Genomic DNA, 24,050 nt, shown 5'->3' on the forward strand with positions numbered 1-24,050 from the left:
ATGAGGCGGATAAGACTTTTCCTTGCCCTGCTTCCGCTTCTGCTGATGACAGGCTGCTGGTCGAAGGTCGAAATCGACGAACAAACGTTTATTTTTGCCATGTACATCGATCAAGGGGACACTCCCGATAAGGTAGAAGTTACCATCAGCAGCCCGCTGCCGAACCGCCTTATGTCCGGTCAACAGGCCGGCAGCGGCACTGCCAACGGAAAACCATACGCCGTGATCAGCAAGCAAGGCACTTCGATTCCGCAAGCCCTCATGCTCATTCAGCGAGATCTGACCAGGAAGATTAACTTCGGGCACACCCGGGTCGTTACTGTCGGTAGACAATACGCGGAGAGCGGGATCAAAGATATGCTGAGCTGGATGCAAAGAGAACCTACTTTTCATATCAGCGCTATTGTGAATACCGCACCGGACAAGGCAAGAGAGATAGCGGAACTTACGCCCGTTTACGAAAAGATGCCGGCGGAAGTGATGCTCAAAATGTCCCAGCAACGAGCGATGCTGGATACGAGCGTAAAGGAGTGCTTGATAGCGGAAGCTTCCGGTCAGGGGGTCGCAACCAATTACTTGTCGACGGGCGTGATGAAAATGGCTAGCGAGAACGGAGAGGTTGGGCCATGGGCGGGCATTCAAGGAGTAGCCTTATATAACAACGATAAGCTCACGGGGGTACTTCCGAGTGCGGAAGGCAGAGCCATTGCCTGGGCTTTGGGCAGATTGGGCAGGCAAGTGTACACCCTATCCTGGGACAACGGTCAAAGTAAGGCGGACATCCTCTTTAATCATTTGACGAGCAAAAAATCGGTCCGGATGGGACCGGACGGTCCCCGGTTCACGCTGACCCTTAAAGGCGACGGAGAACTGGTCCACAAAAGGGATCCCATGCACCGCGACGAGAATGAAATGAAAGCTATCCTTGAACAGAAGTTGCGTGAGAAAATCGAAAAACAGTTAAAAAGCGCATTCGCCAAAACACGAGAAGCAGGGTCGGATGTCCTGCAGCTTGGCATGCTGCTTGAATGGAATTACCCTAAATTTTGGGAGAAAAAGCGAGAAAACTGGGGCGATTATTATAAGAACGACCTCGATATCGAATTTAAATGCGAGATAAATGTGAAACAGATCGGAATTCAATTTTAACGGTCAATTCGGTCCGTCATTCTAAGGGAAGGAAAATCCGCTATGATCGCTGTGGCTTTTTTCGCTATCGGCTTGCTGGAATGGGTTAGAACCAACCCCAGACCTCCCGGCGATACCGTCAAATTCTGGGTTCTTTTCTCGGTGCTGGGTTGTTGGAGCATTCTCGCCTCCGTCTTTACGTGGTGGCCCCAGCCCAATCAGCTCATGCATCTGCTGCTTGGCTGGCTGGAGTAAGCTTCTTATTTCTAATTGAAGGAGGTGGTCGCATGCGCTCGACGTCCTGGCAGACGTTCCGGTTTGCCATGATTTACATGATTTCTCAGCCAATCGCTTTTCTTATTACCCCTCTGATTTCAACCTCCGGCTATCAGGGCTGGATCTCCCTGCTTCTGGGAGGGCTTATCAGCGCTTTATTCCTCTGCTGCACGGTCTATATCGGCCGCTTAAACCCTGATGTGCCTTGGGTTCAGTCCGGCGAGCAAATTATCGGAAAATGGCCGCACCGCTTCTTTTTGTTCGTTGTGCTGTTCTGGTGTGTCTATTACGTTTCGATTGATATCGAAAGTTTCACGCTGTTCTACGGATCGATTTATATGAGAGAAACGCCTCAATGGTTCCTGCAGCTTATCATCGGGCTGGTTATCGTGATTACGGCGCGCTGGGGATTAGTCTCGATTGTCTATATGGCGGACGGGCTTTTCCTCATTACGATAATCGGGATCGCCATCATTTTGGGCTTGTTTTCGGCGAACGCCGATTTTCAAATGTTCCCCGCCTTATGGACCCATCACAAAATGGGCTTGGCGTTGCGGGATTCCTTTACCGCCGTTTCCTGGTTTGGCGAATGGTTCGTTTTTTTATTTATAGTGCCCCATTTGAAATTCGGCCCCAAAACGCTTCGCAACCTGCTCTCGGCCTGTCTGCTCGTGACGTTTGCCGTGACCATGCAATGGATGCTGACTTTGTTTAATTTCGGCTCTTACTACGGGAGTCGTATTCAGTATCCCCTGCTCGAATTGATTCGAAGTTCAACGTTAAGCGGATTTCTCGGCAATGCGGATCCCCTGCTGATCGGCTTGTGGACGACATCCATGTTCATTCATGATGCATTTCTCCTGTATATAGGGACCAAATGTGCGGCAGAGCTGTTTAAATTTCAAACGAGAAAAGCGATCCTTCCTCTCCTGGGCGGGACCGCAGTTGTTGTGGCACTTCAATATTCCCGGGACACAACCCGTTTTCTTACTGAAATGAACATCCCTTCCATCGTCATATTTTGGGTATTGGTGGACGCTCTGCCCGTTTATTACGCGGTTATTGCTTATGCGAGAATTAAATTTGGCAAAAAACTTTTTACAAACCATTAAATAAACAGATGTATTTCTCCATTTCAACTAACCTCTCCATACAAAATCACTTTGCGCTGTGATATTCTGTAAGAGCGCTGCCTTCGGTTATGGCGCTCATTCCCAATGTAAACTGGAGAGATATCATGTCAACATTTGCGGCAAAATCAACTGTTCTCTTGAATTTTTACAAAACTGAGTACGAAGACGGGCTCCGTTCCTATTATTTGCCGGACGAGCAGCTGCAGTTCAGCGCCCTGCCTCATGAAGTGCTGAAGTCGGCGGCACAAGATCCCCACCGCTATCCGGTTGTTATTATGGCCGATTCCAAACCGGTCGGTTTTTTTGTTTTGTACGACGGTGAAGAAATCGCCCTCTATTCGGACGACCCGCAGACTATCGTAGTGAGAGCTTTCTCGGTCAACCATGCGGAACAGGGAAAAGGCTACGCCAAGCAGGGGCTGCTTCTCCTTCCCGATTTTGTGAGAAAACAGTTTCCTCTGGCTCGGATTGTCGGCCTCGGGGTCAATATGAAAAATATTCCGGCACGGAATTTGTATTTGAAATGCGGGTTCGAGGATCACGGACGGACCAAGATCGGCCCGCTGGGCCCTCAGCACATTCTTACCCTGCCGCTGTAATCAAAGACAGATGCGGCAGCCGGCGGCTGTGCCTGGTTTTTGAAACGAAAAAGTTGGCGTACTTTTTTGCATAAAATTTCGGAATTTTAGCGGGTAACGCTGCCAGTTATGGGACAGTGAAAGAAATTTTGAGAGTCTGATCGATTATAATTAATCTCATTAATTATAAATTCAATTAACCTCGTTAACTACAAGGATTATTTAATAAGGTTAATTATTTAAAAGAGCCTTCCTAGGCTCTTTTTTCTTATCATTTCACCTGCATCGCCCGTCCAAGAGATATCAAACCACCATTGTACAGCACGGTTAAATTTCGATCCCGGCCGAATAGTGGATGTGCTATCGTAGGAATAGGAGATGCAACTGCATTGGAGGGATGCGAACATGAAAGCTTCACCCGATACGATAGCCTTGGCAGGCTTAATCGGAGAACCGTCGAGGATGCAGATGCTGCTGGAGCTTCTGAGCGGCAAATGCATGCCGGCCAGCGAGCTGGCCGGAGCCGCCCGCATCACTCCCCAGACGGCCAGCTCGCACCTGGCCAAGCTGGTGGAAGGCGGCCTGCTCACGGTCGAGCTCTCGGGTCGCCACCGGTACTACAAGCTTGCGGGCCCGGAGGTCGCCGATGCGCTTGAAGCGCTGAATACACTGGCGCGGCCAAAGCCGGTCAAGTCGCTGCGGGAGCACGACCGGCTTAATCATCTGCGCTTCGCCCGCACCTGCTACGACCATCTCGCGGGGGAAGCGGGAGTCGCGCTGGCGGACCGCCTGCTTGAGACGGGCGTCATCGGCCAGTCCGGCCGCGATTTTACGGTTACGGAGAAAGGCGAAATCTTTCTCCGAGCCTTCGGCATCAACTGCGCGGAGCTCCGCAGAAGCCGGAGACAATTCGCCAAGTGCTGCTTGGACTGGAGCGAACGCAGGTACCACATCGCCGGAAGCCTCGGCGCCGCCTTGACGGAGCAGTTGTTCCGGCGGGAATGGATCGAGCGGATCCCCGGCGGGCGGGCCGTCCGGATCACGGACACAGGGCATGACGGACTGAGGCATTTAGGGGTAGACCTGAATCTGCCGTGAAAACGCGCTGAGCTTGCATGAATAATTCGACGGGGGCCGAATAGTCCATCATGTATACTTCTTGCGAGGTGATAAGAATGATCAAACAAGAAGTACAGGAAACGTTTCGGACGATTCGGCCTTCGATTCTTTATTTCGGAACGCCGGTCGTTCTCCTCACCACTTTGAGCGAGGACGGAAGCACGAATATCTCCCCGTTGTCGTCCGCCTGGGCGCTCGGCAGCCGGATTATTCTCGGCATCGGAAACGGCGGAAAAGGGCTGGAAAATTTGTCCCGAACGGGTGAATGCGTAATCAACCTGCCGGACAGCTCGCTGTGGGAACAAGTCGAGAAGCTGGCCCCGCTGACCGGCAAATCCCCCGTCCCGGACAATAAACGCGAGTTGTACCGGTTCGAGAGAGACAAGTTTGCGGCCGCCGGCTTCACCCCTCTTCCGTCCGCATGCGTGAAGCCCCTGAGAATTCAGGAATGCCCCCTGCAAATCGAAGCCGCTCTCGTTCAGGTGCACCCGAGCGACGGCTTTTGCATCGTGGAAACCGAATCCCGCGCCGTACACGCCGAAGAACGGATCGTGCTGGGGGAACATTATGTGAACCCAGCCGCATGGAATCCGCTCATTTACAGCTTCCGGCATTACTTCGGCTTGGATGCGGAGAAAGGCAAGTCCTTCAAGTCCGAAACCTGAATCGGCATGTACGGACGCTTCTTATTCTGCCTTCCATTCCATCCGGAACGTTCCTTCCGCGTGATCTCCCGTAAGAATAAGGGAAGAAATACCGGATTCGGGGGCACGGATGCGAATCTTGTTATCTCCGGGCGGATCTCCGGGCACCTGCTTTACGTCCGTAAACCGGACTCCGTATCCGCCGTTTTTCATCGTCCACGAGTAGGTTAACAGAGCTGTTTCTCCCTTTTTTATGGGAATCGGAACAGCTTTTTCCCCGTTGAAATAGGCAAAGCTTACCTCGTAAGACGAATGGGTCCGAATCTCCCGCCACTGTTTCGTTTCCGTGAAATCGCCCCCTGCCAATACAAGCAAGACAGCCGGTATACATAGTCCTGCCACCGCCGACATTATCTTCGTTCTTCTGTACAAAGAATCCGCCGCATAGAAAAAAAGCGCGCAAACCGAACCGATTAGTCCGGAAATCGCTATATAAAAGGGATTGAAAACAAACACGACAAACGGAGCAAATCCTCCGGCACCGTAAACGATCATCCTTACCCCAACCTTTGCCTGCGGAAAAAATTTGAATAGAATCAGCTCGACAAGACTGGAATACATAACGGCATATCCATAAACAAGCCACCAAAGATAGGGAAACCTCGCCGCTTCCGAAATTTGGTATAAACCCGCATCATCTTCAAGGGCTATGATCACAAAAACAGTGAACAATGTACCGGCTGCGGCCAGCTTGGAAAGAATAAAGCTCCAGATCTGTTTTCTCCTAATCCCCTCTCTATCTTTCATAGGTGCTCCCCCTTTTTTTATCGCAATTTCAGCGTGTTCGTTGTTAATCGGAAACTTTTTGCCTGGAAGTAACGTTCCCTCGTCGTCTCCCTCATGCCGAGAATACCAAAAGACCCGCTGGTCAAACAGTTCTAACTTTTATAGGTCCTCCCGTCCCGGCAGCAAAAAGAAGCACCTCTTCAATCCGGTTTTTCTTACGACCGTCATGAAAGGTGCTTCTTTTGAAATTCCGTATAAATCGGGCTGCGCTGCCTGCCGGAGTTTAGCTGTGCACTTCGAAATCCGCTTCAAAGGAACGTACCACTTCCGGCAGCCACCGCTGCTCCACAAACTCGATATGCCGCGGAACGGCAGTATACTCGTCATAGTCGCTCTGGCTGGAAAACTCCATCGAGAACGCGTACTGATAGTCGTTTTCCAGGCTGATCTGCCGTAAAACTTGAAGCTTCTGCACCTGCGGTATGGAGGCGAGCAGTTCTCTTCCGTCGCTCAGAAACTTTTCCGCTTCGGCCGAACCCTCCTCATGCTTCAGGTTGAATAAAACCAGATGACGAATGGTGCTCATTTAAGTTCCCCCGTTCATTCGGTTTAGTCGTCCGTTTATATTTCAAACGATCACGGATTATAAGGTTTGTTCGCGATCCCGGTTTACGGGACTGCCGGGCGGCCTTTTATCGGGCTTGGGCATTTTGGCCCGCATGACTTTGTAAATCATCGCCGGCTTAAACAGTTCGGTCGGTTTTTCTACCATGTGCAGGATGCGGATAAACTTCCCGTACACGTCCTGGTCATACTCCGACAGACGGTACAGCCTGCGGACGTACCACTGCATAAAACCGAGGCCCCCGGGTTTCTTTCCTTTCGTATTCGGATACAAAAACGCATCAGAGGTCGCCGTCATCCACGTAGGCTCAACGAGCGCCGACAACCGCTTGTGGAGAGCGATCGGAATCGCTTCGGCCTTGATCTTGCCCGCACGTACTTCCTGCAGAACTTTCTGCAGTTCCAGCGCTTCCAGGCAAGCGATGCTGATGCCCTGCCCGAAAACCGGGTTAAACCGGCAGAAGGCATCCCCGATGACGACAAGTCCTGACGGGAAACGGTCGAGTTTCTCGTAATGCCGGCGCACTTGGCTCGGAAACCGGTACACATGAATATCGCCCGCAGGCTTAAGCGATTTGATATGGTCGTACAAATGCGGATGTGTAAGGGACTTGGCGAAATTCAGGAATCCCTGGTCATCGCGCGGCGGATGATTTCCGTCTCCGTATCCGACGAGGGTAACGGACCAACGGTCGCCTTCAATCGGGAATGTCAGGCCGCCTTTGGACACTTCCGGCGGATTCGGAAAAACGATCACGGACTTGTAATCATGGCTTACGGAAGGATCGCGCTCGTACATCCGTGTGGCATAAGCCAGATTGATATGCACTTCGGATTGCGGAAGGGAATCAAAGCCGTGTTTCAGAAGCTGATCCGGCGTTTTAGTCGCCGAACCCGCCGCATCGACGATCAGGTCCGCCTCCAGACGCTCGGATTGCTTGGTAACCAGATTCTCCGTCTCGACACCCGTAAAGCGGTTCTCACCGGGGCTGCTGATATACTGAACGACTCTGTGCGAATAAGCGAATTCGATGTTGGAGCGCTGCAGCAGCCGCTGATGAACTCGCCATTCCAGCAGGGGCCGGCTTTGGGAAACAACCTCGAACCCGCTGTTGAACCGGACAAAGTGAAAGTTCTGGTAAACCCAGGAAATGTCCCGGATAAAATCGAGCCTTTCCCCACCGTGCCCCTCCAGCTCCTGCATAATACCGGGAAAAAACTTGTCGAGCGTATTTTCTCCGCTTTTTAAAAGCCCGTGGGTATGATAGCTCTGCGGTGTGCCTTTACGAGGGTAAGGCCCCTCCGGCTGAGGGTCCTGCTCGATAATCGTCACTGTATCGAAGTAATCGGACAGAACCCGAGCAGCCAGTTTTCCGGCCATGCTGTTGCCGATGACGATTGCTTTGCGCGGCTTGCCCTGCTCCATCTTGAAATCATTCATTCCGCCACACTTCCTTCCCGTCTAAAAGTCCCCAACTGATCCGCCGTTCGTTCAGGTGCTGCTTTTGGTTACGGTCTGCCGCCAGGCTGATTTGCGGTCCATCCATATCAGCGTAACGGCGAACAGGACGCCGATCAAACCGATGGCTACGCCGGACAATGGTGCTCCCCGGAGTCCGAGCGCGGTATTGATGGCAACTCCGCCCACTGCGGCTCCGATGGCACTGCCTACATTAAAGGCGGAAATATTGAGAGAAGCCGCCAGATCCGCAGCGTCTCCGGCTTTCCGCAGGACAAGCATATTCAGCGGTGTTACGATAGCGAAACCGGTCAGTCCCCAGAGGAAGGAGAAAATCACCGCCAGGATAGGCACCTGCCCGAGCAGAGCGAAAGCCGTCATCGTGATGATCATGGCTGCCAGCGAACCGAGTAATGTTTTCATCAGGCCCTTATCGGCCAGCTTTCCGCTGGCGATGTTGCCGATGGCGGAACCGATCCCGAACGCGAGCATAATGGGAGAAACCGCCGTCGGGGTGAAGCCTGTAATTTCTTCAAGGTAAGGCGCGATATACGTATAACCGGCAAACAAACCGCCGGAGCTGAAAACCGTCGTCATCAAGGCGACAAGGGGTTTGGCACGGAAAATTTCACGGGTTTGTTTAGCCATTCCGACGGCTTTTCCGGACTTGATCGTTGGGACGAGCCATGCCATTCCGATAACACAGATGGCAGCCGCAATCGTCAAGGCATAGAAGGACATCCGCCAGCCGTAGCTGTTACCGATAAAGGTTCCTACCGGAACGCCCAATATGGTGGCTACCGTCAAACCCACGGTTAAATAGGAAATGGCACTGCCTTCTTTACCCGGAGGCGCAAGCCGCTGGACCACCACGATGGCCACACCGACAAGCGTCCCGTGGGAAAACGAGCAGAACAGCCGGCCGACCATCAGCAGATAATAGTTGGTCGTAACCGCGCTGATCAAAGATCCGACAACGAACAGGAGAAGCAGTGCGATCAACAGCTTCTTCTTCTCGACTCTTCCCGTCGCGGCCGTAATCAGGGGGCCGCCGATCGCGACGCCGAGTGCGTAAACCGTAATAAGCAGTCCCGCGCTCGACACATTCATGTTGAAATCCCGGGCAATCTGCGGCAGCAGCCCCATCGGCAGAAGCTCGGCAGTACAAATAATGAAAATACTCACAGCCAGGAAATAAACGGCCAGCGGCATCCGGGTCCGTTCGGGTCCTTGAATCCCGGCACCGGAAGCATGAGCCGCTTCCCCTTCTTTGGGTTGTTTCGTAGACATGGTGCTCACCTCTCTCTATCCGTTTGACTAGTATGTCAGTGATTAACGAGACCGACGGCTTCTTTAACTCCCTCGGCCCGCTTGTTCAGCGCAGGCTTGACATCCAGCAGCGCATAGCGGATGCTGTCGCACAAAGCCTGCCAGCTGGCTTCGATAATGTTTTCGGAGACGCCGACCGTGCTCCAGGTTTCTTCGCGGTCCGAGAATTCGATCAGAACCCTGACTTTCGTGGCGGTACCGTCTTTATCGTCGAGCACGCGGACCTTGTAGTCCGACAGGTGCATCGTCTGAAGACTCGGATAGTGCTGCATCAGGCATTTACGCAGTGCGTTATCCAGCGCATTGATCGGCCCGTTGCCTTCGGCGGCGTTGTACACCGACTCTCCGTGTACCTTGACCTTCACAACCGCTTCGGATAAAATCGCCTGATCGACGGATTTGACGACGGTTATTTTAAACGACTCCAGGGTTAGGATTTCTTCCAGATTCCCGTGAACACTCCGGATCAGAAGCTCTAGAGAAGCGTCGGCTCCGTCAAACTGGTAGCCCTGATGCTCAAGCTCCTTGACACGTTCGATAAGGATCTTCGTATTCGGGTTGTTCGCTTCCAGCTCCAGACCGAGCTCCTGCGCCTTGAAAACAAGGTTGCTCTGGCCGGAAAGCTCGGAAACCAGAACCCGCTGCCTGTTCCCCACCAGTCCGGGCGCTATGTGCTCATACGTGCTCGAATCGCGCAAAATAGCCGAGACATGGACACCGCCCTTGTGAGCAAAGGCCGCATGTCCGGCAAAAGGCTGATTGACGGGCATATGCATGTTCGCAATCTCGCTCACATAACGCGCCGTACTTGTAAGTCCGGCAAGCTGCTCCGCGGTTATAACCGGCAGACCCAGCTTGAGCTGGAGGTTCGGAATAACCGAGATGAGATTTGCGTTGCCGCATCTTTCGCCATAGCCGTTGATCGTTCCCTGCACCTGTGCGGCGCCCGCCATGACGGCGGCAATCGTATTCGCCACGGCGAGCTCGCAATCGTTATGGGCATGAATGCCGAGCGGGCAGTCCAATTGTTCTTTCACGGAAGCGACTATCGCCGCGATCTCGTGAGGGAGTGTTCCCCCGTTCGTATCGCAGAGAACGATCCAGTCGGCCCCGGCTTCGTAAGCTTTGCGAATGGTCGACATGGCGTAAGCGCGGTTGCTCTTGTAGCCGTCGAAAAAATGCTCCGCATCGTAGATCACACCGGTTCCGCTGCGTTTAAGAAACCGGACCGTGTCTTCGATCATGCTCAAGTTTTCGGAAAGCGTCGTCTGGATCGCCGTTTGGACCTGAAAGTCCCACGATTTACCGAAAATCGCCGCCGTGCCTACCCCGATATCCAGCAGCTGCCGGAGGTTCGCGTCACGTTCGGCCGAGCTGTTCTTGCGCCTGGTGGAGCCGAATGCCGTAATTCTGGCCTGGTGCAGGTTCAACTCTCTGGCGCGGATAAAAAATTCCACATCCTTGTGGTTGCTCCCGGGCCAGCCCCCTTCGATGAAAGCAATACCCAGCATATCCAGCCGTTTGGCGATTTTCAGCTTATCCTCGACTGTCAGGCTGACACCTTCTCCTTGCGTGCCGTCCCGCAATGTCGTATCCAAGATCGTAATCCGATTGTCCATATCTCCCTCCCGCTTGAAAATCTCCGCCGACCACTGCCGGGGACCGCCTGCCAGACAGCCCCCGGTCCGTTTTCGGCTGGGATTATTCCGGCTTAACTCCCTCGACGGCAAGCATATACATCGTCTGAGAGACCGCTTCCGTCTGCACCCACTGCCGGTACTCGGTTTCGGCGGCCGCCCGTTCCTGCTCGGACAAGTAGCCGTCCGCAACCATCTGGACACCGCGGGTTGCCGCAACGTCCGCCCAGATTCCGGCTTGCTGGAGGAAGTTCCCGTCTTCACGCGTCACGGTTTCGTGCTGTTCGCTGCTTCGGATATCCACGAGCCCCAGGTCCGCGAAAACGCCGGGAAGCTCGTCGGCTATCCCGTTGCGCATTCCCGCATCGGAACGCCATTTCAGAAAGGCCGCATAGAAGGCCTTCATGCTTGGGGGCGGCTCCGGCTGCCAGCTGATCTTGTCGTGATTATAGTCCAGCACGATCACGCGGCCGCCCGGTTTCGCGGCTTCGATGAGCTGGCCGAGCGCCTGCCGGGGATCGGCCAGCCATTGAAGCACGCGGGCCGTCGTCACGATGTCGAATTCGCCCCTGTACGGCAAATAGTGGATGTCCGCCGTTTCGAAGGCAAGCGGCGCCTGCCCGCCGAAGGTTTCCCGGGCGTAAGAGATCAGTCCTTCGTTATTGTCGATTCCGACGACACGGCCTTCTTCACCGACCGCCTCCGCGATGCCTTTCGTAATAGCTCCAGTCCCGCAGCCGGCATCGAGTACCGACTGTCCCGGCTCGAGAAGCTCAGCCAGTCTCCGGTGCGAGGATCCCACCGTCCTTGCGTCGAACACGCTCCGCACACTGGCCGCGGAACCGTCCAGTCTGGCTCTGTTCTCCGTTATTCCACCGCTCATAAGCGCGTCTCCTTTCGTGCGTACCCCGCTTTTTAATACCGGTTTTTCAGAAAATAACTGACGATTTCTTTCATATCCTCGGAAGACTTCCGGCTTGTCGTGAGCTTCCATGTTTTGTACCTGGCAAGCTGTCTGAATTTAGGCGCGGATACGACCGAACCCACGATTTGAATATCCAAAAGCAGCGGCCGCTCTGCATGAAGAAACGATTTAGCCGCCTCCTGAAGCTCCTCTACCGTTGTTACACGGATCGTATCGATCAGCATCGACTCGCCAAAGGCCACATAGTCGATCGGTTTATACGACGTTCCTACCACGTTCCCTTTGTAGTAGGATTTCTGCGCGTTGTTGATGGACTCGAACTTCTCGTTGTTCAAATTGAGCCAGAGCACCGGTATTTCGTGGGACGTGGCCGTCGCCATCTCCAGCGCCGTCTGGCGGAAGCCGCCGTCACCGAAGATGGAGACGACATACGAATCGGGTTTGGCGCATTTGGCGCCGATCGCGGCCGGAGGCGCATACCCGATAGCCGCACCGTTCAAGCCTTCGATATACGTGCCCGCGCCTTTCGAAAGCAAATGGGTTTCGGTCCACGAGACCGGGTCCGTTACCCAGATCGTATTATCGAGCGGAAGCAGTTTTTGCAGCGTTTCGATGACCTGCACCGGATGCAGCTTGCCTTCGACGGCGGAGACGTAAGACAAATCCTTCTCGCGGTCGGCATCGGCAAATTTGTGCTTGGACTGCCGCAGCGCCGCCGTCGCTTTCTCCCACGAAGCTTCCTCCAGCAGATCGTACAGAGCAAGCAGGAAAGTCTCCGAATCCGCAGCAATGCCTATGCGCACCTTGTAGTTTTTGCCGATCTGCTTCGGGTCGATGTCGACCTGCACAAGCGGAGCTTTATCGAAAATGGAATCCCAGCCCTGCGTCGTAAACTCGCTCATGGACACGCCGACCGCGATGACGAGATCCGCTTCCCGGTACAAATAATAATTGGCGGCCGATTTCCCGTGCAGCCCCGTACAGCCGAGAGCATGCGGATGATTTTCGCTGAGAATCCCCTTTCCTCTGAGCGTCGTGGCTACCGGAATTCCCAGGTCCGCAATCTGCTCGACGACTTCTTCGTTGTGGCTGTAGTTTGCACCGGCTCCGAGCAGCAGCAAGGGCTTCTGCGATTCTTTCAGCAGATTTCCGAGCCGGCTCACTTCTTCTCCGGCCGCGTCAACGATTTCAGTCGGTTTCGGGAAGGCGAACGGCTCAAACCCTTCAAAATGTATTTCCGTGAACTGAACGTCAATCGGTATGCAGATATGTACGGGCCCTTTGCGTCCCGACCATAGGTGCATCTCCGCTTCCTTCAACGTATCGAGCAGGTGGTCTGCAGACTCGACCAGTTTGGAATACTTGGTCACGTTGGACATCAAAGCTTCCAGATCGAACGTGCGCCCCTCGCCGACGCACTCCTGGAGGGCGCCTTTCCCGTAAGTCGATATGGGAACCTGACCGGTCAGAAGTATAACGGGCTGCGAATCTGTGAAAGAGTTCACAATGCCGCTGAGCGCATTCGTGGCTCCTATCCCCGTCGTCGTGATGACGCAGGCGGGTACTGCGCCGGCTTTGGCAAATCCGTCCGCCATCAGCGCCGCACCGTACTCGTGCTGAGAAAGCACAAACCGGATTTCCTTGCGCGAAATTTCGTCGATCATCGGAAGCACATAGCTTCCGGGGATTCCGAAGACCGTATGGATGCCCATCCGTTTTAACCAAAGCGCGACAATTTCCTTGATATACATCGTTTTATTCCCCTTCTTCTAACGGAAATGGAAGAATAACGGGACGGATGCGAAATCCCGCCCTAGACATCAAATTTCAGCGGTCCCTTGCCGGCGAGATAATCGTCCAGCCCCGTAAGGGATGCCATGCTTTTGCCGCTTAAAATTTCTTTCTTCAATTCTTCTTCCCTCTGTTCGACATAAAGGGCTCCCTGAAGAACCGCGTTTAAATATTTGCGCTTAATGAGCAGCAGCCCGTCGTTATCTCCAAAAATCCAGTCCTGCGGCTCGATAACGATATCCCCGGCCTGAACCGTGTCCGGCACTTTCGTCGCAGGCTTAACCGCCGTTTTGGCCGATACGTAAGTGACTTCCGTAGAGAAGACGGGAAAGTCCAGTTTGTTGATATCGTCGATATCCCGGACGGCGCCGTTGATGACAAGACCGCCCAGCTTCCGGCGGATCGCTTCCAGGACGTAAATATCTCCCGCAAGCGCTTCGGAACGTTCGTTCACATTGTTCAAGAACAAGACGCTACCCTGAGGTGCCTTGCTGAGCGCCTCCAAACCCGGCAGCATGTCGTTGTCCGTGTTGACCGTATACACAGGTCCGCACAGCTTAAGATGACGCGTCCGGTTCTGAAATGTCGTCGGAAACGGAACGGTATACTTCTGGGAAGCATCGTTAAGCTGAGCGCAGCCGATGTTGGCAAACTGGCGTCTGACCTGCTCGATCGTAGATAAGTCGATGCCCTTCTCTTCCGTAATCATGTTCAGCACACTCCTTCAGGGTTATAGGGTATGAACTGCGCCTGCGTGCGTCAGCACATCGGCAAGCTGTTTGATGGCGTACACCAGATTCGTCTTCTCAATCGTCAGAGGCGGGGCGAAACGGATTCGTTGTCCGACAGGGCCGCCCGTGAAAATCAGAATTCCGCGTTCGAGGCACTGCTGGACGATGGACTTCCCGGAAACCCCTTCGACTTCGAAGGAAAGAGTCGGACCCGTCAGATGAACGTCCCGCAGCAGGGGAAGCTCGAATGGGAAATGCTCGCGGATCAGCGCCTCGATCTCGCCGCACAGCTCTTCCGGTCGGCTGGCGTCGATATATTCGGCGACCGCCATCGCCGCGAAGCAGCCCAGCGATGAAGTCTGGAACGTATGCGCGAGAAACAGCGAGCCCGGGATCGATTCCTTCAACGAGCCCCGGTATACAACGGCGGAGAACGGGTACAGCCCGTTGGTCATCGACTTGCTGAACAAGTAAATGTCCGCTTCTATTCCGAGATGGCAGGACACGCTTAGGTGACCATGACGGTAAAAGCCGCACTGGATCTCATCGGAAACGACGACCACACCATGCCGCCTGGCTTCGGCGGCCGTATCGGTCAGCCACTTCGCCGGGAGGGGGATGTAGCCGTTGGCTCCCTGCACCGGCTCGTAGATAAAGGTCGAAATCGTCTCCCACGGAATATCCGTCTGCCCCGGCTCGATTTCGATGCAGTGCTTTTCAAGCTCGCCCAACAGGGACGTTTGCTGCAAGGCAAAATTTTTGTGCACACTCGTAACGGCAAGCGCATCAAGGCCCAGTCCGTGGAAAGAGCCTTTGAGATAGGCGATTTTGCCTTCTCTCACGCGCTGGCCGATGGAAAGTGCCGTAGATACGGCCATACTGCCGCCGACTTGAAACAGGAGCTCGTAGCCGGGAGCCTTGAGCTTGCCGAGAAGCCACTGTGCATACTGCTCCGCTTCTTTCGGGTAAAAGCAGGCCGCAATATCCGAGCGCAGCTCGCGGAACGGAGCGATATCCGGGTTGCAGTGACCGAAATTCACCGATGCGTAGGCGCTCATGCAGTCGATATAATGCTTCCGTCTTCCTTCGCGATCTTCCAGGATCAGAAATTCGTTCTTGGAACCGGCCAGATAATAATCCGCACCATAAATTGACTTTTCATCAAAAACGCTCAACGTCATGGGCTCAGCTCCTTCAATTTTTAGTCAATAGCGTTCCCATCCACGAATGGGGAGCCGGAAAGAACGTCAGGATCGAATCTCCCCTGGAAATAATTCCAGCCGTCTTCATATCCAGAAGATTGATAAACACGTCTCCGGCCGGACAGTGAGCCGTTCTCGGGATGTTCAGGCTGAAAAATTTCTCGTACGGAATTTCCCAGTACACCGAAAGGTTTTTGGAAATGGTGAAATTAAAATTGTTCGTCACCACATGATGAATGCTCTCTTTGGGCAGGTTGTTCGCTTCGAGAACCCGCGAGATGACAAGACGGGAATTCGTAAGAAAACTGTCCTGCAGCCCTTTCTTCTCCTGGCCGTACATTAGCCGCCATGAAGAAGAATCCTGAAGCGTCTGAAAAGGAGTCATCGTAAACTGGGGATTCCGGCCCGTCACGATGCAGGAAACGGCACCATCGCTGTGCAGGCCGATCACGCCGGGGATGATGCGCACGATAGGTCCGTAATCGAGGATTTTATCCGCGCTCACGAGCAGGACGTTCGTGCCGTTCGCTTCCGCAAACTGCCCCGCCAGTTGAAGGGCTGCCGCAACGCTTGCGCAGTACTGCATGAATACCCCGTAAAAAAACGCGCTGCCAAGTCCAAGCTCGTCTAGAAGCCGCCCGGCAAAATCCTCTTCGTGCAGCTCCTTGCAGTGATGATTGCCAGTAGCGAAGAAAACGGCGCCGATCGAACTTTTGTCCAATCCGCTTTTTTCCAGAGTAGCCGTGGCCGTCTCCAGCGCGAGCTGGTACATGGTCTTATACGACCCGCAGTATTGACGGACCCCGTTGATCCGGAATTTGGCTAAATTTTCTTTGGAAGTATCCATCTCCGGGATCTCCGTCAAAGGTTTGTAATCGCCCAACACATAATGCACATGACTGATTCCGACCATAGCTAACCTCGTTTCTTCTCTATCGCATCCTGCTTTACGAAAAGGTAAGCAGAAGCTTCTGCGGTATACGGAAAGTTTGTCCTTGAATGACAGGACGCTCGTTTTGGGCAAGCTTTACTCCGCTGAACCGGTTGAACAGCTGCAGGAACGTTTCCTCAAGCTCCAGCTTCGCCAGGTTAAACCCGAGGCAATTGTGGGAGCCCATCGAGAACGATAAATTCGCTTTTTCTTTGCGGGAAGGAATCCACTGGGCCGGATTATCGTACATCTCCTCATCCCGGTTGGCGCTGGCCAAAAGAAGGATAACAAACTTCCCTTTCGGGATGACAACCCCGTCCAGCTCATAATCTTTTTTGCATATCCGGGTCGTCGTATGAAGAGGGGGCTGCCAACGCAGGCTTTCCTGAACAGCAGACTTCAGATACTCGCCATCCTCCATCACGCGCGCCAGCTCTTCCGGTTTGTCCAGCAGAATGGCCATGATATTGGCAATAGAGCAGGCCGTCGTCTCGGAACCGGCAGACAGCAGAAGCAGAATGTGGCGGTTCATATCTTCCTGAGTCCACTGCCCCTTCTCCACAGCCGCACGGAAATGGGCGATCATGCCCCGGGAAGTTCCGCCACGCACGAAGTTCTCGATGTAAGCGTACAGTTCATCGCTAGCTTCCAGGGCGGCCTGAAAATGGCTTTTGGGATTATCCAGATGGATAATAATCGGCCGCATCTTGTGATAGACCCACATGGCATCCTCCGCCGGCAGACCGATTGCTTCCATGATGATGGTCATCGGAATGGGAATCGCGACTTCTTGGATAAAATCGACCTCACGGCCGGAAGGAATTCCGTCCACAATCCGCTTAATGACCTGCCTGACGGCGTCTTCCATCCCTTTTTGCATCGCGCTGGGCTTGAACTGGTTGCTCATGATCGGGCGTCTTTCACTGTGCTTCTTGCCGTCCATATCAATGATCGTGGAGCCGAACAAATGGCGGGTCGTCCGGAACGGATGCTCGACCGTAAAGTTTTCCGTATCGAGCAGGATCTGCTTGATATGTTTAAACTTGCTGAGAAAGTAACACTGCTGTTTTTCCGACCAGTGAATCGGCTCCTCCTGTCTTAAAGCGGTATACAGCGGCCAGGGGTCCTGCCGGAACTCGGTGGACATATAATCAATGACGAGAGGAGTCGCTTCGCTTCTCATAAGATCACCATCCTCAATTGGAGGAAACCAGATGATCTTGGAAGAAGGTTTCGTAAATCGATTTCAGCGTATAAAACTTGCGGATATCATAATCTTCGATCACGATTTCGCGTCCGACCTGTTCCTCCAGAAACACAATCATATCCACCATCGACAAGGAGTCGATATACCCGTGCTCCAGCAGATTATCGTTCTCGTCGATCTGCAGGTCTTCCACCTGATTCGTTTTTTGAATGTGCTCCACAAATTTTGCATACACGTCTTCTTTAGTCACAATCCATCATCTCCTTAACGGGTTAGGGTTGGAATCTGCATTCCTTTAAGCGCCTTCCGGTCGACTTTGCCGTTTGTGTTGAGAGGGAATTCTTTGAGGAAGCTGAAACGCGAAGGAATCATGTAAGACGGCAGCATTTCCGCGCAATAAGCCCGCAATTGCTGCTGTACGGTTTGGGTGTTTTCCTGATCTGTCAGGACCATGAAAGCGTGAAGCTCCGTTTTGTTCCCCTCGTGTACAATCAGACATACGCCGTCGACCTTCGGATGTGAAAGAAGTCTTCTCTCCACCTCCTCCAATTCGACCCGGTAGCCCATAATTTTGACCTGGTTATCGGTCCGGCTGACATAATAAAATTCGCCGTTCTCGTCCATGTACGCCAGGTCGCCGGTTTTGAACACTTTCTCTCCCGTGCAAGGCGTTTCCGGATGAGGGACCAGCCGGCTGCTCGTCAATTCTTCCTCGAGCCAATAGCCTGAGAACAGACAAGCTCCCCGCAGATAAATTTCACCGGTGACTCCCGGCTCGCGAATGATTTTGCCCGCTTCATCGACGAGCAGCATTTCGGTGTTATGCATCCCCGAACCGACGGAGATCGATTCCGTCTCAGGGAGCGGAAGGGGTAAATCCTTAAACGAACACGCAATGGATTCCGATTGCCCGAAACAGTTAATAATCCGCTTCAAGCCGAGCAGAGACTGCAGTTTGCGAAGATCTCGCGCCGAGCAGTACTCGCCCCCGTAGAGGATCGAATGGAGATGAATGTCTTCGACAGGCTGGCGCTCATGAGCGAGGACATTCTTCCAGATGGAAGGAACGCCGCTCATCAAGTCCACCCGCTGCTGATGCAGGTGCTCCAGAAACCGTCTGGGCTGGAAAATGAGCGAACGGGGTACGATGACGAGGGTTCCCCCGGTGCCGAATGCCAGCCCCATATCCACCAGACTGAAATCGAACTGCAGGGACGATACCGAACCGACCCGCGTGTTCTGCGGCAGGGCGCACTGGGCGTTCATCCCGTCGAAATAAGACACCACCGCCCGGTGAGTCATCATGATGCCTTTGGGCTGACCCGTCGTGCCCGAGGTAAAAATAAGATAAACGAGATTCGTATCCAGCAGTTTGGAATCGGTTGACAGATCGTCCGCAGCTTGGCTTACTTCCGGCACAAGCAAATGGCCTTCATCGAGGTAGGCTTGCCCTGCTTCCGCTTGCGGCGAAAGCTTCCGGGAACGGCCTTTTTGAATATGCAGTCTGGCTCCCGTGCGCGTGAGGATGGATTCGAGCCGCTCCTGGGGAGTGTCCGGATTCAAGGGAATGAACACGAATCCCCGGATCGAGCACGCAATCATAACGGCAATCGCCTCCGCAGACGGGTCGAGTTCGAGCACGACCCGGTCTCCGGTACGCAGACCGGCTATTTTCAGCCGTTCCGCATAATCACGGGATTTATCGGCCAGACGGGCGTACGTCCACTTCTCGGAATGGTGCACAATAGCTAAGGATTCCGGGGTTTTCTCGGCAAATTTCAAGAAATAATCATGCAGAAATTTAGGTTCGTCAGAGCGATACATACAGACCTCCACTTAGCGTCAAGTTCGTGTGCCTAGTCATCAGCTGAACGAAGCGATGAGTTCTCGCATGGCTTTTTGCCGTTGTCCGGTCACATCCTTTGCGCATTTAGTCGGGGTGTTCAGAGGGGTTGCTGTCCTTAAATTATCACTACCCCTACCGAAATTAAAATGTGGTCACCCACATAAAAAATGTGGTTCTGTTCCCATCAAAAAAGGCTCCCTGCACCGGATAAAGCCCGGCGGGGAACCTTTTTGCTCACTTCATTTGCATAATTTTCTTTACGGCGCCTCTACGCGAAGACACTTCCAGCTTGTCGTAGATTTTGGTCAGCCGGCTCTCTACTGTCCGTATGGTCACGTTCAGTTCCTTGGCCATCTGGGCGTTGGTATACTCGAGAGCAATCAGCTCCAGCGTCTGGATTTCCACTTCCGTGAATACCGACGAAATATGATTTAACAAATGATAGAAAGAATACGGCAGGAAGAAATGCCCGTCCAGCGTGCACTCGATCACTTGAGCCACCTGTTCCGGTTTCGTATCCATATTCAAGATATTGTTGACTCCCGCTTCCATAAGCGTATGGAAAAACAGGACGTAATTGTATTCGGACAGTACGATGATCCGCAGATCCGCGTAGGTTTTTTTCATTTTCTTAATCCATAAAATATCACAATGCGGGGAGTCACTCATAAGCATAACGACAACGAACGGTTCGGGCAGCACGCCCAAGTGAGTAAAAGACGCCGATTTCATTCCCGTGTCGATTCCGGCAATCTGAAACTGATCGGACTGGCTGAGATAGTCCGCAATCGCGGGATTTTTCCCGGAACTGTTATCCACAATGAAGACATGAATTGGCTTGTTTTTCTCTCTCATCACACATTCTCCGTTTTTGATTCTTATTTTTAAACAGTTCCATCCTCTTGTTCTGCATCCGCCTTAGGACATAGCGGATCAACTCCTTGTCTTGTGGAGTATCGTGAACGGCTTGACCCGGAGTGTAGTGAGCATACGGATAGGAAGCCGGAGCCTCAATAGATTTGGTTCTCCGGATGGAAAGCCTCCAGATTTTCCTTGACTCTCTGCAGGAATTGGCCGGTCACACGGCCTTCGAGGATCCGGTTATCGCTGGAGAGGCAGAGATTGGCCATGGATCGGACGGCAATCATCTCGTCGACGACCCGGGGTCTTTTTACAATCGATTCGATCGTCAGAATAGCTGCCTGGGGGTAATTGATAGTCGGAGAGGAAAGAATGGAACCGAATGCGCCCGTGTTGTTGATCGTGAACGTTCCGTCCTGCATATCGTCCAGAGTGAGGCGGCCCGTCCGTGCTTTCTGCGTAAGGCTTGCGATTTCCAGAGCGATCCCCGAGACGCTTTTCTGGTCCGCGAATTTAATAACGGGGGCAAGGACGGAATCTTCCGTCCCGATGAGCAGGGAAATGTGGACATTTCGCTTCATGATGATTTTATCGACGGCCCACACGGAGTTCATCACCGGATAATCCTTGATGGCCGATACGACCGCTTGAATAAAAAAAGCCAGATAAGTTAAATTAACGCCTTCTCGGCTCATAAAGTCATCTTTAAGCTTCGTCCGGAGCTTTACCAGATCCGTTACATCCGTCTCAATCGACGTCAAGGCGTGGGGAATTTCCCGGACGCTTTGCAGCGTGCGCATGGCTATCGTATGACGGACGGGCGTGACTTTGATAAAATCCTCCGCCTCGCCGACTGTCTCCGCTTCCGTTTGACCAAACGGGGTTGGAGGATTGTCCGACAGATGGATGCCGGTGCTTCTAACGTGAACAGGCTTTTCTTTCGATTCCGTATGGCTTGTCTCGCCTTTCTCCATATGCTCCCGCTCCTTTTCCAAACTCATAACCGGAACAGCCGCCTTTCTTTTGTATAATCCGCATACCTATCCTTCCATTAATGGTTATGACTGCCTTTTATTGTTTAAAAATTGTACCCCACACGTTTACAGCCTGTCAATTGATTCGCAAGCATCCACAAAGTCTCCTTATATCCGACAAAAACCGCCAAATCTCTCTCAATAAAAGAAAAAATCTAGCTAGGCAGCGATTAAATTGGATACAACTGGTAATTACGAGAATATATGATACAATATAGGAATAAATATTAAATAAGTCCTATTCTTGTTTTAGGACGCACATTCTAAGGTGGGCCGACCCGATCCCAGACAAAAAAAAGCCCTGCCGCTAAGGCAAGGCTAATAGACCCGTTTGTAAACTTGCGTAAAGCGTAGAGATTCAACCGTGTTCAAAAGCCGGCTTGTTATCCTTGTCGAAAACAACCGCTTTTCTCTTCCGGCCCGCCTTAGAAGCTAAATACGGAAGCAGGTAATAATCAAGACCGAATCTTCCTGCGTTTGCCCCTGCGGCAGCCACGAAAAACCCGAGCAGGATCATCCACGGATTCGAGCTCACCGTTCCCGCAAACATATACATAAAGTTCATCAGCATTCCGAACGTGGCCGCTACGGCCGTCAGACCGCCAAGTATCAGACCGAGACCGACCAGTAATTCACCCCAGGGAACCAGGATGTTAAACGCTTTAACGCCCGGCAGCGCCACATTTTCCAGAAAAGCCTGGTAGGTCGGATACACAAGCTCATTAGTCGCCTTATCCATCACCGGCTTCGCGATGGCGCCCTTCATAAAACCGCTTGCATCGAAACCGCCCGTAATCTTGCCCCATCCCGCACTTGCCCACTTCCACCCAATATACAGACGAAGCAACAACAGCAAACCCGAAGCGTAAACATTTGTTCTTAACCAATTCATCAAAATGATCATCTCCTTTTGGTATGGCTCTGCATGAACATGTCAGAGCTGTGATTTGGCGAAAATCTCCTTCCAATAGATCCAGACTGGATATAGATACCCTCCTTTCCATGTAATGGTAAAAGATGCCTTAATTGTACTTGATTTTTAAAACGCTATCAATTTATTTTTTGCCATTAAATAATGGACTATTTTGACTCCTACATGGAATGTGAAGCACAACTCCCGCCAATTCAGACTGAAATAAAAAAGCCCCGTGTTAGCCGGGGTAAATTTAATGTAAATGCCCTCACTCCCGAATCTCTTCCCGCAGAGGTTTTACATGATCGGGAATATCGGTCATTCTGCAAGGCACCAGCTGCGCCCGGAACGTTCCTTGATAGCCGAAGACCGGACCGAAGACGGGATTGCTCACATTTACGGAAATTTTATAAGCGTCTTCGGCGTCATCGAACCACTCGCATACTTCGGCCGTCCCCGTCAAACCTGCGGGAAAAGGAAACTGGAGCCAGCCTTCATAAAACCGCTGGTCTCCCGACCGGATGCGGATACCGCCGTTGGGAGCCGCCGCAAGTTCAAGATCTACAGCGAGATGCTGCTTGTTCCCCAAGTAATCGACTATTCGCCGGCGCCGGCTGCTATAGATCATCGTAGCGTCGAAATGCCGGACCCTGGACCTGAACGTGAAGTGCCGGTTCCACGTTACCGTCTCCCGGCCGTAGCCGTCCCGGTAGGCGAAATTTTCGATAGTGAAAGGAATTTCGATGCCGCTCTCCGGAAACATGATGTGCCGCGAGGTGCCGATCAGCAGCGGGAGGGCCGTCCACTTACTGGCCCAGATGCGGTGCATCACGCCTTCGCCAACGGAAGCAACGCCGTCCCCGCTGCTGAAGCCGAACCGCTCCCGGATGCGGGGATGCAGCCTGCCGAATTCCTCTCCTAGCGCCCGCTCGTATATGGATGCCATTTTAGTTCCCCTTCCTTGTGATTGCCGCGCGGCTTACGCAAGCATCTTCCGGCTTGCGGCAGTTCCCGCCTCGACCAGAACGCCAGCAGGCACAAGCCGGCCATCGCTCCGCTGAAGGTCAGCGGATTAAACGGCGCCTGCAGCAGCTGGGGACTCCGGGCGAGGGCGATTGCGGGCAGCACCAGCAGCAGCGCCGCCTGCACGATGTATACGCCCGCCTGTCTGTGTGCCGCCGCCGCAAGCAGGCCGATGCCGATCTCGCCCGCGCCCAGCAGGGCGAGTACAGGCTTTTCGCCTCCGGGGAACCACCCGGCCGCCTGCAGGATGGCCAGCTCGCCTCCCCCGGGGAAGAGCAGCTTCGGCACCAGCCCCTGGTACACCCACAGCAGTGCGAGTAGTCCCGCACTGACATAGTGCATCAGGGCGCGCTGGATGCTGACCGAAGGCGGAATGCCTTTTTCCAGCCAGATGCGGAGCATGTCAAAGCTCCAAGCGGTCGCATAGCCGAAAAGCGGGCGGAACAAGAACCGGTCGAACCAGCGCCCCGCCGCTCCGAAGCGTGTATCGTACGTATAGCGCGTCGCAAACGTCACACCGCCGCCTTTGGGCGAATACTTCCAGTATCCGCTCCCGCTGCGGATCAGCGAGATCCGCTGGGGGGAGCCGAACTTCAAGCCCGACATGCGTTCCCCGGTCAGCAGGTTCATTTTGGTTTTCGTTTCGCCCGTTCCCGCGATATTCATTCCAAAGCCGATTCTTGTCCGGTAATGAAACCGCTGCGGCTCTCTATCCCCGCTTCGGGGCAGGTAGGCGATTTCCGTAAAGCGCAGATCCCACTGCCGATGCAGTTCCGGAGTCTGAGTCGCTTTCCACAGCGTTTCCATGTCCGTTTGAATGTCAAGCTCCACATAGATCGGTTTTGCCGCCATTCTTTATTCCTCCTCCGCGTC

At 53.3% G+C, this 24,050-nt stretch carries 24 protein-coding genes; 6 read left to right on the top strand and 18 right to left on the bottom strand.

Features of this window, described 5'->3' with window-relative positions:
• From AC2TF6_RS14810 to AC2TF6_RS14835, 6 genes are all read left to right on the top strand, one after another.
• Positions 1-1,149: a Ger(x)C family spore germination protein gene (locus AC2TF6_RS14810; RefSeq protein ID WP_491307389.1), complete on the top strand. Its 1,149-nt coding sequence runs from the start codon at positions 1-3 to the stop codon at positions 1,147-1,149.
• A 42-nt stretch (positions 1,150-1,191) separates the two neighbouring features.
• Positions 1,192-1,383: a hypothetical protein gene (locus AC2TF6_RS14815; RefSeq protein ID WP_376131082.1), complete on the top strand. Its 192-nt coding sequence runs from the start codon at positions 1,192-1,194 to the stop codon at positions 1,381-1,383.
• A 32-nt stretch (positions 1,384-1,415) separates the two neighbouring features.
• Positions 1,416-2,516, top strand: coding sequence for a GerAB/ArcD/ProY family transporter (locus AC2TF6_RS14820; protein WP_491307390.1), 1,101 nt, complete (start codon positions 1,416-1,418; stop codon positions 2,514-2,516).
• Positions 2,517-2,641: 125 nt separating this feature from the next.
• Entirely contained in the window at positions 2,642-3,136 is a 495-nt protein-coding gene (locus AC2TF6_RS14825) for a GNAT family N-acetyltransferase (RefSeq protein ID WP_491307391.1), read from the top strand.
• 384 nt (positions 3,137-3,520) lie between these two features.
• On the top strand, positions 3,521-4,213 hold the full coding sequence (locus AC2TF6_RS14830) for an ArsR/SmtB family transcription factor (protein ID WP_491307392.1): 693 nt from the start codon (positions 3,521-3,523) through the stop codon (positions 4,211-4,213).
• A gap of 77 nt (positions 4,214-4,290) precedes the next feature.
• On the top strand, positions 4,291-4,899 hold the full coding sequence (locus AC2TF6_RS14835; RefSeq protein WP_491307393.1) for a flavin reductase family protein: 609 nt from the start codon (positions 4,291-4,293) through the stop codon (positions 4,897-4,899).
• Positions 4,900-4,920: 21 nt separating this feature from the next.
• Here AC2TF6_RS14835 and AC2TF6_RS14840 read toward each other — a convergent pair whose 3' ends face one another.
• The 18 genes from AC2TF6_RS14840 to AC2TF6_RS14925 all read right to left on the bottom strand — a co-directional run bounded on the left by AC2TF6_RS14840 (position 4,921) and on the right by AC2TF6_RS14925 (position 24,029).
• Complete coding sequence (locus AC2TF6_RS14840) at positions 4,921-5,685, bottom strand: hypothetical protein (RefSeq protein WP_491307394.1); 765 nt, start codon at positions 5,683-5,685, stop codon at positions 4,921-4,923.
• A gap of 262 nt (positions 5,686-5,947) precedes the next feature.
• Entirely contained in the window at positions 5,948-6,250 is a 303-nt protein-coding gene (locus AC2TF6_RS14845) for a Dabb family protein (RefSeq protein WP_009673837.1), read from the bottom strand.
• A 57-nt stretch (positions 6,251-6,307) separates the two neighbouring features.
• The gene (locus tag AC2TF6_RS14850; RefSeq protein ID WP_491307395.1) at positions 6,308-7,729 is read right to left on the bottom strand and encodes an FAD-dependent oxidoreductase; all 1,422 of its coding nucleotides are present in this window, start codon (positions 7,727-7,729) and stop codon (positions 6,308-6,310) included.
• A 51-nt stretch (positions 7,730-7,780) separates the two neighbouring features.
• A complete protein-coding gene (locus AC2TF6_RS14855; protein ID WP_491307396.1) occupies positions 7,781-9,037 on the bottom strand; it encodes an MFS transporter in 1,257 nt (418 codons plus the stop codon).
• Positions 9,038-9,072: 35 nt separating this feature from the next.
• The gene (cimA, locus tag AC2TF6_RS14860; protein ID WP_491307397.1) at positions 9,073-10,695 is read right to left on the bottom strand and encodes a citramalate synthase; all 1,623 of its coding nucleotides are present in this window, start codon (positions 10,693-10,695) and stop codon (positions 9,073-9,075) included.
• Between the two features lie 82 nt (positions 10,696-10,777).
• Positions 10,778-11,596 carry a methyltransferase domain-containing protein gene (locus AC2TF6_RS14865; protein ID WP_491307398.1) on the bottom strand — a complete coding sequence of 273 codons (819 nt, stop codon included), beginning with the start codon at positions 11,594-11,596 and terminating at the stop codon, positions 10,778-10,780.
• 32 nt (positions 11,597-11,628) lie between these two features.
• Positions 11,629-13,389 carry a thiamine pyrophosphate-binding protein gene (locus AC2TF6_RS14870; protein WP_491307399.1) on the bottom strand — a complete coding sequence of 587 codons (1,761 nt, stop codon included), beginning with the start codon at positions 13,387-13,389 and terminating at the stop codon, positions 11,629-11,631.
• Between the two features lie 62 nt (positions 13,390-13,451).
• Positions 13,452-14,138, bottom strand: coding sequence for an RraA family protein (locus tag AC2TF6_RS14875; protein ID WP_009673861.1), 687 nt, complete (start codon positions 14,136-14,138; stop codon positions 13,452-13,454).
• A 21-nt stretch (positions 14,139-14,159) separates the two neighbouring features.
• The gene (locus AC2TF6_RS14880) at positions 14,160-15,341 is read right to left on the bottom strand and encodes an aminotransferase class III-fold pyridoxal phosphate-dependent enzyme (RefSeq protein ID WP_491307400.1); all 1,182 of its coding nucleotides are present in this window, start codon (positions 15,339-15,341) and stop codon (positions 14,160-14,162) included.
• A 13-nt stretch (positions 15,342-15,354) separates the two neighbouring features.
• The gene (locus tag AC2TF6_RS14885; protein WP_491307401.1) at positions 15,355-16,275 is read right to left on the bottom strand and encodes a 3-oxoacyl-ACP synthase; all 921 of its coding nucleotides are present in this window, start codon (positions 16,273-16,275) and stop codon (positions 15,355-15,357) included.
• A gap of 34 nt (positions 16,276-16,309) precedes the next feature.
• The gene (locus AC2TF6_RS14890; RefSeq protein ID WP_491307402.1) at positions 16,310-17,476 is read right to left on the bottom strand and encodes a cytochrome P450; all 1,167 of its coding nucleotides are present in this window, start codon (positions 17,474-17,476) and stop codon (positions 16,310-16,312) included.
• Positions 17,477-17,489: 13 nt separating this feature from the next.
• Positions 17,490-17,750, bottom strand: a complete 261-nt coding sequence (locus tag AC2TF6_RS14895) for an acyl carrier protein (protein ID WP_009673659.1) — start codon at positions 17,748-17,750, stop codon at positions 17,490-17,492.
• Between the two features lie 14 nt (positions 17,751-17,764).
• Positions 17,765-19,324 (bottom strand): amino acid adenylation domain-containing protein, encoded by a 1,560-nt coding sequence (locus tag AC2TF6_RS14900; protein ID WP_491307403.1) that lies wholly within the window; start codon positions 19,322-19,324, stop codon positions 17,765-17,767.
• Between the two features lie 256 nt (positions 19,325-19,580).
• Positions 19,581-20,201, bottom strand: coding sequence for a response regulator transcription factor (locus AC2TF6_RS14905; protein ID WP_009673854.1), 621 nt, complete (start codon positions 20,199-20,201; stop codon positions 19,581-19,583).
• A gap of 155 nt (positions 20,202-20,356) precedes the next feature.
• Positions 20,357-21,208: a 2-oxo acid dehydrogenase subunit E2 gene (locus tag AC2TF6_RS14910; protein WP_491307404.1), complete on the bottom strand. Its 852-nt coding sequence runs from the start codon at positions 21,206-21,208 to the stop codon at positions 20,357-20,359.
• Positions 21,209-21,599: 391 nt separating this feature from the next.
• The gene (locus AC2TF6_RS14915; protein ID WP_491307405.1) at positions 21,600-22,133 is read right to left on the bottom strand and encodes a DoxX family membrane protein; all 534 of its coding nucleotides are present in this window, start codon (positions 22,131-22,133) and stop codon (positions 21,600-21,602) included.
• Positions 22,134-22,422: 289 nt separating this feature from the next.
• Complete coding sequence (locus AC2TF6_RS14920; protein WP_491307406.1) at positions 22,423-23,100, bottom strand: DUF4166 domain-containing protein; 678 nt, start codon at positions 23,098-23,100, stop codon at positions 22,423-22,425.
• Positions 23,073-24,029: a DoxX-like family protein gene (locus tag AC2TF6_RS14925; protein ID WP_491307407.1), complete on the bottom strand. Its 957-nt coding sequence runs from the start codon at positions 24,027-24,029 to the stop codon at positions 23,073-23,075. Before AC2TF6_RS14925 ends, AC2TF6_RS14920 begins: the two co-directional genes overlap by 28 nt.
• Positions 24,030-24,050 lie beyond the last annotated feature (21 nt).

Source organism: Paenibacillus sp. JNUCC 35, assembly GCF_058269095.1.